This window comes from Flavobacterium cyanobacteriorum (genome assembly GCF_002251835.1).
In the GTDB taxonomy this organism is placed as follows: Bacteria; Bacteroidota; Bacteroidia; order Flavobacteriales; family Flavobacteriaceae; genus Flavobacterium; species Flavobacterium cyanobacteriorum.
The window spans coordinates 1-10,660 of the sequence record NZ_NOXV01000154.1 but is presented as its reverse complement, the minus strand read 5'-3'; the positions used below and the strand labels follow the sequence as shown (position 1 = coordinate 10,660).

Genomic DNA, 10,660 nt, shown 5'->3' with positions numbered 1-10,660 from the left:
TTTTATTGATTTTTAATCAATTATATTTTTTGTCGTGTACTAAACAACATTTTATAAAAAATGATGATGTAACAACTTTAGGAATGCTAGTATGTGGTGAGGAACCATTTTATTTTTTGGGTTCGAGAGTAGAGGTGAATTGTTATTATGACACAAGTACTGATATTGGTAAGGATAAAAAAATTTTTCGCACTGATGTTATTAACTTAATGGACGAAACCTTCAGATATATTTGGGGGCATATCAAAATTAATAGAACAATTAGAGGAGGGGGAAAAAGCGAACCAGAATATCCAGAGAAACTCATACGAGAGACAATTAATAATGCATTAGCGCATAGAGATTATACAATTGATAATTTTGTCACAGTTACTGTAGAGCCAAATAGATTTATTGAGATTAAAAATCCAGGAAATTTCAAAGAGAAAATTAAATTTATCAATACCGACACAGATATTCCAATACGCCGTCTTGTACCAGGTATTCCTGAAAGTAAAAATCCAAAATTGGCTTCAGTTTTAAAAGTTTATGATAAAATTGAAAGTCAAGGTAGAGGTATGGCCTCTCTAGTTAATGCAGCTCTTGACAATGTAATTGATTTACCAACCTATGAATTAAGAGATAATATAATTAGTTTGAAAATATATACTGGTCAACTAATAGATGACAGTATTGAAACATGGTTAGAAGGTTTTAAACAATATATTGTTACAAAATTAAAAGAAGAAATCACTTTTGATCATAAGGCTGTTCTTGCATATTTCTATAAATCAGAATTAGCAAATAGACAACGATTATTTACAATCCTTCTTACAGAAAGTAATAATCATTTTTCTGTTTTAGATTCTTTGAAAAAGGCTGAACTAATTTTTGAACATGAATCAAGTTCAGAGGAAAATCCAATCTATATTCTTGATAGAATTTTAATGAAAACTGATTATCGAGATGAGCTTATATTTATAATAGGAAATGATTACATACATTTTGACAAAGTAACTAAAGAAATCTTAAATATTGTATATATGTTTACTACATATAACAAACAATCGCTTAAGGCTGCTGATATTACTCCTGAGGTTTATAGAAGAGTATTTGGAAAAAATATTATAGGAAGACAATACGAAACACTTGGTAGAAAGGTAAGGGCAACATGCAATAATTTTGAAAATAAAGGAATTTTAATAAAAGGTTCAAAAAGCGACTATTTCTTTAATCATAATTATAATCAAGAGCAATCACTTTTTAGTAATTAATTCATAATATTGATTTATCGTTAATGCATAAAACAAAAAACCTCCCAATGGGAGGTTGCGTTTTTAATATAGTTGCGGATACTGGTCCGGTTTAGCTTCGTGCATTATGGCATACACCTTTTCGTAAATGTCCTCTGCCGATGGCTTCGAGAAATAATCCCCGTCGGTGCCATACGCAGGGCGGTGTGCTTTGGCCGAGAGCGCTTCCGGCTTGCTGTCCAGGTGCTTGTAGGCATCCTGCACATCAACAACCTGCTGCAGTATATACGCCGATGCGCCACCCGGCACGTCTTCGTCTATAACCAAAAGCCTGTTGGTTTTGGCTACGCTCTTCACAATGTCGTGGTTCACGTCAAACGGCAGCAGCGACTGTACATCAATAATTTCGGCATCAATGCCCACTTCAAGCAGTTCTTTGGCGGCCTGCTCCACAAGGCGCAGGGTAGACCCGTACGATACCAGTGTAATATCAGTACCTTCCTTAACCGTTTCCACCACACCAATAGGGGTTCTAAACTCACCCAGGTTGGCCGGCATTTTTTCCTTAAGGCGGTAACCGTTCAGGTTTTCAATAACAAGGGCAGGCTCATCGGTTTCAAGCAGTGTGTTGTAGAATCCGGCAGCCTTGGTCATGTTTCTTGGAACAAGCACGTGGATGCCGCGTATGGCATTAATGATCATACCCATAGGCGAACCCGAATGCCATATGCCCTCCAGCCTGTGCCCGCGCGTACGGATGATAAGCGGCGCCTTCTGCCTGCCCGCGGTACGGTACTGCAGCGTGGCCAGGTCATCGCTCATTATCTGTATGGCATACAGTAGGTAGTCCAGGTACTGTATCTCGGCAATAGGGCGGAGGCCCCTCATGGCCATACCGATGCCCTGGCCCAAAATGGTAGCCTCACGGATACCGGCATCGCACACGCGGAAATCACCGTACTTTTCCTGCATGCCTTCAAGCCCCTGGTTAACGTCGCCAATACCACCAACGTCCTCACCAAAAACAAGGGTATTTTTATGTTTGCTGAAAATAGCATCAAAATTATCGCGGATTAATACACGGCCGTCAACATCCTCGGCAGTATCATCATACTGCGGAAGCACTTCTGCAACAGAGAACACATTTTTATTGGACTGCGAGAACAGGTGCGAGCTATATTTGGGCTGTATCTTTTCTGTATAACCGGTAATCCAGGCAGCCAGTTCAGCCTTGTTATTCTCCTTTACCACCAGGCGGAGCACTTTACGCGCCACAACCAATAGTTCTTTGCGGATTGGCTCTTTAATGGCGGCCAGGTCGGCAGCATATTTTTCAATAAATACTTTGTTATTGCTTTTTTCCGCAACTGATTTCAGCAGGTTTACAAGCTCGTTGCGTTCCTGCTTTATAGGGCTTGTATAGGCTTCCCATGCCGCTTTTTTACCTTCAAGCACATTTTTGCGTGCCTCAACTTCAATGGCTTCAAGGTCTTCAACAGAGGCAATTTCGTTTTGCAGCATCCAGCGCTTCATTTGCAGGATACAGTCGTACTGGCCTTCCCACTCCAGCCTTTCCGCATTTTTGTAACGCTCATGCGATCCTGATGTAGAGTGGCCCTGTGGCTGTGTAAGCTGGTAAACGTGTATCAGTACCGGTACGTGCTCTTCACGCGCTATGGCTGAGGCTTTTTCGTAAGCGGCAACCAGCTCAGGATAATCCCATCCTTTCACGGTTATTATCTCATATCCTTTGGCATTCTCATCACGCTGGAAACCCTTTAATATCTCTGATATATTTTCTTTCGTTGTCTGGTGGCGGGCGTGAACAGAGATGCCGTAATCGTCATCCCACACGCTTATAACCATAGGTACCTGCAATACGCCTGCCGCATTGATGGTTTCAAAGAATAAACCTTCAGAAGTACTGGCATTGCCTATAGTACCCCAGGCCACCTCATTACCATTTATGGAAAAATTGGTTTTATTTTCTATGCCGGAAACATTCCTGTATATTTTAGAAGCCTGCGCCAGGCCCAGAAGCCTTGGCATCTGCCCGGCAGTAGGGGATATATCGGCACTTGAATTTTTTTGTAGTGTAAGGTTCTTCCAGTTGCCGTTCTCATCAAGGCTGTGGGTGGCAAAGTGCCCGCCCATCTGGCGCCCGGCTGACATAGGGTCGTGCTCCAGGTCGCTGTGGCCATAAAGCCCCGCGAAGAACTGCTGTATAGTAAGCTGCCCTATAGCCATCATAAAGGTCTGGTCGCGGTAGTACCCCGAACGGAAATCGCCGTTCTTAAAGGCCTTGGCCATTGCCAGCTGCGGCACTTCCTTGCCATCACCAAAAATACCAAATTTGGCTTTGCCTGTCAGCACTTCCTTACGGCCCAGGAGGCTGCATTCCCTGTTTATTACAGCTATTTTATAATCGTTTAGTACTTCAGCCCTGAAGTCTTCAAAAGAAAGTTCTTTCTTTGTTTGTGTTTCTGTCATAAAACCAATAGTTGTGGAAATACAAATTTAATTAAAAGTATGACATATCATAGTAACCGCAAAAATATTTGATTCCGGTATTGATAATAAATAAGGCATTAGCGCAGTTGATGATGCGGGATTTTCAGTGAACGGGAAATTAAATTGAAGATAATTGATTTTTATGCTGATGATACACCTTTAAAACCACTTCCTTGTGAACAGGTTGATGAGTGTGCCCGGGCTTATGGTTACTACAAAACGTATCTTCTGGCTGTAGTTGCCACCGTCAAGCTCAAAGCCGTTGCTGGAATATACAGGTAAGTACAGTTCAAAATAATCGGGCACAAGGTTCAGGCGGATACCACTGTCATATACAAAGCGGGCATCCCTGTTCCGGTTTTTAAATAAGCCCGCATCGCCATATACCTCTATCCAGTTCCAGATATTGAAGCTGGCATTGACTGTTGTCATCCACTGGTTGGCAAAGCGGGTGTCGAGTATAGATTTAAAGCCTCCCTCCGCCATAACATATTGCTGGCTGAACAGCCCGGTTTCTTCTGAACGTCCATAGAAATTGTAGTCAAACATATAATCTGTGGGCCTGTCAAGCCCAAAGCTGAAAAATTCGGAATCGGTACTCCGGTACATAAAGGCACCGGCAAAGAGGCGTAGGTTTATCTGGCGGTTGTCATTAAACAGCCTGCGGAACTGCACTTCGCCCGAAAGCTTCCCGAAGTTGCCTGCCAGCTGCACGTCTGTATAAAGATTATAATGCCGGGTAATTTCAGTTTCAAATTTGCTGTAGCGAAGGTTAAAAACCGCATAATTCTCGTTTTGCTCGTCGGTGTCTGCAAACACTGACGCTTCCCTGTCAACCATGACATACCGCCCAAGGAGGAATTCTTTCCTGTTCTTCCGGAAATCCTCATCCCTTATCCGCAACTGCACACTGGGCGTAAATTTTACATAGGCGGCATCAGGTGCATAGTGGAATGTTGAGGCCCCTATACCATACCGTATATTGTATAATGTGCCCTCCCTGATGTAATGATTGTAAAGGAAGGAGAAAGAGCCTATAAGGTTGCCGGTTTTGGTTGAATAAGTGGGTTCTATATCGAATATGAAGGGCCTTTCGAGGAGCGACTTGTTATGGAAGCGAAGCCCTGCGGACACACCGTCATAAAGATTAAAAACGAAGCTCGGCACATAGAAAACCTGGTTATATCTGGGGTCTTCAAGGTCCTGGAAAAAGGTGAATTTTAGGGGACGGTTTAATACGCCTCCTAAATTCTTCCAGTTATTACGGGTATTGTATTCAGGTATTTCATTATTATAATTCAGCACAAGCTTTCGCGTATCAAGCCGTGGTATCACAAATGTAGAATCTGATTTTATGTTTTCAAGCCATTTACTGAACACTACATTACCTGATTTGTTGAGCCCGTAAACTGATACGGGCACATTTGTCCCGGTACTGTTTTTTACGGTTACACGTAGTGAATCACCTTCTTTATTTACGCTGCCAAACTTGTAATCAATAAGTTCTCGGGTTTGTACAACAGTATCAAAAAACCAATCTATATTTTTTGGTGTATTGCTCCTTATCAGGTTCCTGAAATCATCCCGGTTAGTAACCCTGCTTTTATTTAATTCAAAAAACTCTTTAACGGATTGCGATACTATACTGCTCCCAAGGTAGCTGTCAAGATAATTAAGGCTTAACCCGGCCCGGTACTTGCCGGCTATCTGTTCGTTGAATTTTATAAATGTATCTTTGGGGTCACCTATAGGCTGGTCAAGATTTTTTCGCGCCATTAGCAGGTAAAGGTAGTTGTACTGCCCGTTAAAGTCTATCCTGAACAAATTGAAACCTTTAAGTATCCACCAGTCACCCAGGTCGCCCATCATGTGCTTGTCAGGATGATATTCCTCAATATACTTCATCATCAGGTAAATCTGTATCCCGTCATATATCCAGCTGTCTTTCCTGGGATCAAGTTTAAGCGTGCTTTTCAGGTAGGTATTAAGGTAGGTTTTTAGGAAACGTATCTCGTAAAGGAATGAATCAGGGAAGGGGCTTATAAATGAAGGGAGCTGGTTTAGCCCATACATAGGGCTCCTGTCATAATCAGCCTGGGTAACAAGTATTTTGCCGTAAGGATGCCTGCCCAGGTTGCTGTCGGTAAAATTTACTATCTGCTCAATCAGAACCGCACGTTGCACTTCTGTAGTCCTGTTATTTTTAATATTGGTATTAACTTCCGCTGTAGCTGTCCTGTAGGTTGCAAAAGTGCTTTTGCCTTTTTCTATTATCAGGTAAAAGTTAGTAAGCCCTTTGCCTGTATAATAATATTCATTCTTACCCTGCGATGATGTTTTGTTTCCCATGTACATATCTGATACAGGAAAGTAGTCCTCCGGCAGTGTCACGAAAAGGTCATAATCAGCCACCGCGTTGGCTATATCATCAAGATTTTCATTACTGTACCTTACAAAGATATTATTTTCAAAACGGGCGGGCGAAAGGTACCAGTCCCTAAGGTTATAATTTCCCTTGTCATCATACCCAAACCGGGTAAAACGGTCTTTGGGCAGCTTCACAGTGTACGTTATAATTATAGTAAACTTTTTGTTTGGATAAACAGGGTTTTTTAACTGTATTTCAATAAGATCAGGATGCCCTTCAGGCCTTTGGAAATTTAGTAACAATCCGTTCTGGTCAACTACAGAGAATATGGTTGTATTACCTCTTTCTTCTTCGGAAGCCAGATGGAAGGCACGTACAAACTCATCTGAAAAACGCCTTGCCAGCGGAGTTTCCTTTCCCGAATAGGCATTGTTCCAGTCATTAAGCACTATTGCATTTATAAGCGTGTCAGACTGGTTGTGGTATACGAGTTCCTGTCTTACCTGTATTTTTTTTGCAGCATCGTCAAGTTTTACGTTCAACTTAATATGGTGTTGCGCAGAGGTAACAGCCATAAAAAGCATCATAACTATAAAAAATAGCCTAGAAATTAGTGTCAACTCCTGTAAATTTTAAATTGCATTTATATTTTGTGGCAGGCAATGCAATATACTATAACTAATTTACAGATGCAAAATTGTGCCGGAGGTTGCTTAAAAAAATAAAGCTGCCATGAGGCAGCTTCATTTTAAAAGTTGGGGCTGAGCTGGTACTTCTTGTAGAAGTTATCAATCACTTCCAGTACTTCGTCTTCCGTATCAACCATTTTTATAAGGTTAAGGTCTTCCGGGTTGGCGTTGGCGTATTTTTCTACAATTACCGCTTTTATCCAGTCCATAAGCCCCGCCCAAAATTCACGGCCTACCAAGATAATGGGGAACTTGGCAATCTTCTTGGTCTGTATAAGGGTTATAGCCTCAAAAAGCTCATCAAGCGTACCGAAACCGCCGGGCATAACCACAAAACCCTGTGAATATTTTACAAACATTACTTTCCGCACAAAGAAGTAATCAAAGTTCAGGTTTTTATCACTGTCAATATAAGGGTTAAAATGCTGTTCAAAAGGAAGCTCGATATTAAGGCCAACCGAAGGCCCGCCACCGGCACTGGCGCCTTTATTCCCGGCTTCCATAATGCCGGGGCCGCCGCCTGTGATAACGCCGTAACCTGCCTGAGCTATTTTCTCGGCAATTTTCTCTGCCAGGAGATAATATTTATCACCGGGTTTGGTACGTGCGGAACCAAATATAGAGACACTGGGGCCAATACGTGCCATGGTTTCAAATCCGTTCACAAATTCTGCCATCACTTTAAATATAGCCCACGAGTCATTGCTGCGTATCTCGTTCCATGTTTTTTGCTTCAGGCGTTCATGAATCCTTTCATCCTCATTCTCGTATGTTTCTTTTGACATATTTCTTTCTTTCTTTTTAAATTTAACAAAACGGCGCCTAAGATAATTCTTTTTTCAGGAATTGTGCCGTATAACTTTTCTTGTTTTTTGCCACTTCTTCGGGTGTGCCCTTAGCAACAACCTGCCCGCCGCCTTTACCTCCTTCATAACCAATATCAATAATGTAATCTGCAAGCTTTATTACATCCATGTTATGTTCAATTATCAATACTGTATTGCCCTTATCTACCAGTTTATTGATAACATCCATCAATACACGGATGTCCTCAAAATGAAGGCCGGTAGTAGGCTCATCTAATATGTAAAAGGTATTGCCTGTATCTTTTTTTGATAGTTCGGAAGCCAGCTTTATACGCTGTGCCTCGCCACCTGATAATGTGGTGCTCTGCTGTCCCAGTGTGATGTAACCCAGGCCTACATCCTGTATCGTCTTTATTTTGCGGTATATTTTAGGGATGTTCTCAAAGAACGGCACTGCCTCATCAACCGTCATGTCAAGGACATCGCTTATCGATTTTCCTTTGTAACGGATTTCTAATGTTTCACGGTTAAAGCGTTTGCCCTGGCAAGTTTCGCACTCTACATATACATCCGGAAGAAAACTCATTTCAATAACACGGAGCCCTGAACCCTCACACGTTTCACAGCGGCCGCCGCTCACGTTAAAGCTGAAGCGGCCGGGCTTGTAGCCGCGTATCATAGCTTCCGGTGTTTGTGTGAACAGCGTGCGTATCTCTCCGAAAACTTCAGTGTAGGTGGCAGGGTTGGAGCGGGGCGTGCGCCCTATAGGCGACTGGTCAATATCTATAACCTTGTCAATATGCTCAAGGCCTTCAATCTTTTTATAAGGAGCTGGTTTTTTTACGGCATTAAAGAAATGCGCATTAAGGATAGGGTAGAGTGTTTCGTTTATTAGTGTTGACTTGCCACTTCCCGATACCCCGGTTACACAAACCATTTTACCCAGCGGGATCTCTATGGAAACGTTTTTAAGGTTATTACCTGTTGCGCCGGTAAGCTTAATGCTTTTGCCATTTCCTTCGCGGCGTTTTTTTGGTATCGCTATTTCGCGCTCACCGTTAAGGTACGAAGCGGTGAGGGTGTGTTCCTGCAACAATTCCTGCGGTGTGCCCTCGCTCACTATCTGCCCTCCGAAACGCCCCGCTGCAGGGCCAATGTCAATTACATAATCAGCGCGTTCTATCATGTCTTTGTCATGCTCTACTACGATAACTGAGTTGCCAATATCACGTAATTGCTCCAGTGATTTTATCAATTTCTCATTATCGCGCTGGTGCAGGCCGATGCTTGGCTCATCCAAAATATAAAGTACGCCAACCAACTGCGAGCCTATCTGTGTAGCCAGCCTGATGCGCTGTGCCTCGCCGCCCGACAGTGTACCCGAGCTGCGGTTTAGCGACAGGTAGTTGAGCCCTACGTCTACCAGGAAGCCTAACCGCGCACGTATCTCTTTTACAATTTCTGCGGCAATGGCTTTTTGCTTTTCGGTCAGGTGGTTTTCGATATCGGCAAACCAGTCGGCAAGGTCTGAGATGTCCATATTGGAAACTTCTGCAATATTAAGCCCGTTCACTTTAAAATAAAGCGACTCTTTTTTCAGCCTTGTCCCGTGGCATACAGGGCATGCTACCTCGTCCATGAACTCCTTGGCCCAGCGCTTTATGGAAGCTGAGCCACTTTCGTCATACTGGTTACGGATGAAAGCTGATATGCCTTCAAAATCTATTTTATATTCCCGGTTAACACCAAGGGTTTTAGAATTGACTGTAAATTTATCCCTGCCGCCGTTCATGATGACATCCATAGCGTCGGCAGGTATTTTTTCTATAGGGTCAGTCAGCTTAAAGCCAAACTTTTCCCCGATAATTTCAAGCTGCTTAAATATCCATGAACTTTTGTATTCGCCAAGTGGTGCAAACCCGCCTTGTTTTATTGTAAGCTTAGGGTTCGGGATTATTTTGCGCATGTTGATTTCATTCACTATGCCAAGCCCGTTGCAGTGGTCGCACGCGCCTTTAGGTGAATTGAAAGAGAAATTATTAGGCTCAGGATTAGGGTAGGAGATACCCGATGACGGACACATAAGGTTACGGCTGTAGTAGCGGGCCTCCTGTGTTTCCTGTTCTATCACCATCATAACATCACCACCGTGGTACATAGCAGTGCGTATACTGTCGGCAAGCCGCTTTTCTGTGTCTTCAGATGCATCAACAGCCAGGCGGTCTATAACCGTTTCTATATCATGCACTTTATAGCGGTCCAGCTTCATGCCGCTTTCAATGTCACGAATCTCGCCGTCAACACGCACTTTCAGGAATCCCTGTTTACTTATCTGTTCAAATAGTTCACGGTAATGTCCTTTACGTGAACGTATTATAGGGGCCAGTATCGTGATTCGCCTACCGTTGAATTTTTCCATAATAAGCTCACGTATCTGGTCATCACTGTAGCTTACCATCTTTTCACCTGTCATGTAGCTGTAAGCATCGGCAGCACGTGAATATAAGAGCCGCAGGAAGTCGTAAATTTCAGTAATAGTGCCTACGGTAGAGCGTGGGCTTTTGCTGGTGGTTTTCTGCTCTATGGCAATAACAGGCGAGAGGCCGTCAATTTTATCCACATCAGGCCTTTCAAGTCCGCCCAGGAACTGGCGGGCATAAGCAGAAAAAGTTTCAATGTAGCGGCGTTGCCCTTCGGCATAAATGGTATCAAAGGCCAAGGATGATTTTCCGGAACCCGATAAGCCGGTGATAACCACAAGCTTTTCGCGGGGAATAGTAACATCAATATTTTTAAGGTTGTGAGCGCGTGCGCCCAGTACTTCAATCGTTTCTTCGGTATCTGTCATAGCATTTTGTACAAAACGCAAAGGTACTGAAATTTGAAACGATTTTCATACAACCACATGGCCTGTAAAAAAACAAAGTTTTAAACTGATTCACAGGCTGTTATACATAATAAGCAGCAGCAACCGAAAGGCATTTTTGGAGTGACAGTACCTGCTGTGCGCTATATCTCCCCGCCGCAAAAGCAGGCGGCGGGGAGGATGCCGCT

At 43.0% G+C, this 10,660-nt stretch carries 5 protein-coding genes; 1 reads left to right on the top strand and 4 read right to left on the bottom strand.

Annotated features, from left to right (window positions below; all coding sequences use genetic code 11):
* Positions 1 to 1,253 (top strand): hypothetical protein (locus tag CHU92_RS02405; RefSeq protein ID WP_207759793.1); only part of this gene is annotated, 1,253 nt, incomplete at its 5' end.
* A 63-nt stretch (positions 1,254 to 1,316) separates the two neighbouring features.
* Here the strand turns inward: CHU92_RS02405 and CHU92_RS02400 are convergent.
* The 4 genes from CHU92_RS02400 to uvrA all read right to left on the bottom strand — a co-directional run bounded on the left by CHU92_RS02400 (position 1,317) and on the right by uvrA (position 10,454).
* Positions 1,317 to 3,722 carry an alpha-ketoacid dehydrogenase subunit alpha/beta gene (locus CHU92_RS02400; RefSeq protein ID WP_094412233.1) on the bottom strand — a complete coding sequence of 802 codons (2,406 nt, stop codon included), beginning with the start codon at positions 3,720 to 3,722 and terminating at the stop codon, positions 1,317 to 1,319.
* A gap of 180 nt (positions 3,723 to 3,902) precedes the next feature.
* Positions 3,903 to 6,653 carry a gluzincin family metallopeptidase gene (locus tag CHU92_RS02395; protein WP_317044669.1) on the bottom strand — a complete coding sequence of 917 codons (2,751 nt, stop codon included), beginning with the start codon at positions 6,651 to 6,653 and terminating at the stop codon, positions 3,903 to 3,905.
* 206 nt (positions 6,654 to 6,859) lie between these two features.
* Complete coding sequence (locus tag CHU92_RS02390) at positions 6,860 to 7,585, bottom strand: LOG family protein (protein WP_094412231.1); 726 nt, start codon at positions 7,583 to 7,585, stop codon at positions 6,860 to 6,862.
* A 37-nt stretch (positions 7,586 to 7,622) separates the two neighbouring features.
* A complete protein-coding gene (gene uvrA, locus CHU92_RS02385; protein ID WP_094412229.1) occupies positions 7,623 to 10,454 on the bottom strand; it encodes an excinuclease ABC subunit UvrA in 2,832 nt (943 codons plus the stop codon).
* Between the last annotated feature and the right edge of the window lie 206 nt (positions 10,455 to 10,660).

Bases quoted from the DNA above. Each gene is read 5' to 3' on its own strand.
- CHU92_RS02400 (WP_094412233.1), bottom strand. From the start codon at position 3,722: ATGACAGAAACACAAACAAAGAAAGAACTTTCTTTTGAAGACTTCAGG.
- uvrA (WP_094412229.1), bottom strand. From the start codon at position 10,454: ATGACAGATACCGAAGAAACGATTGAAGTACTGGGCGCACGCGCTCAC.
- CHU92_RS02390 (WP_094412231.1), bottom strand. From the start codon at position 7,585: ATGTCAAAAGAAACATACGAGAATGAGGATGAAAGGATTCATGAACGC.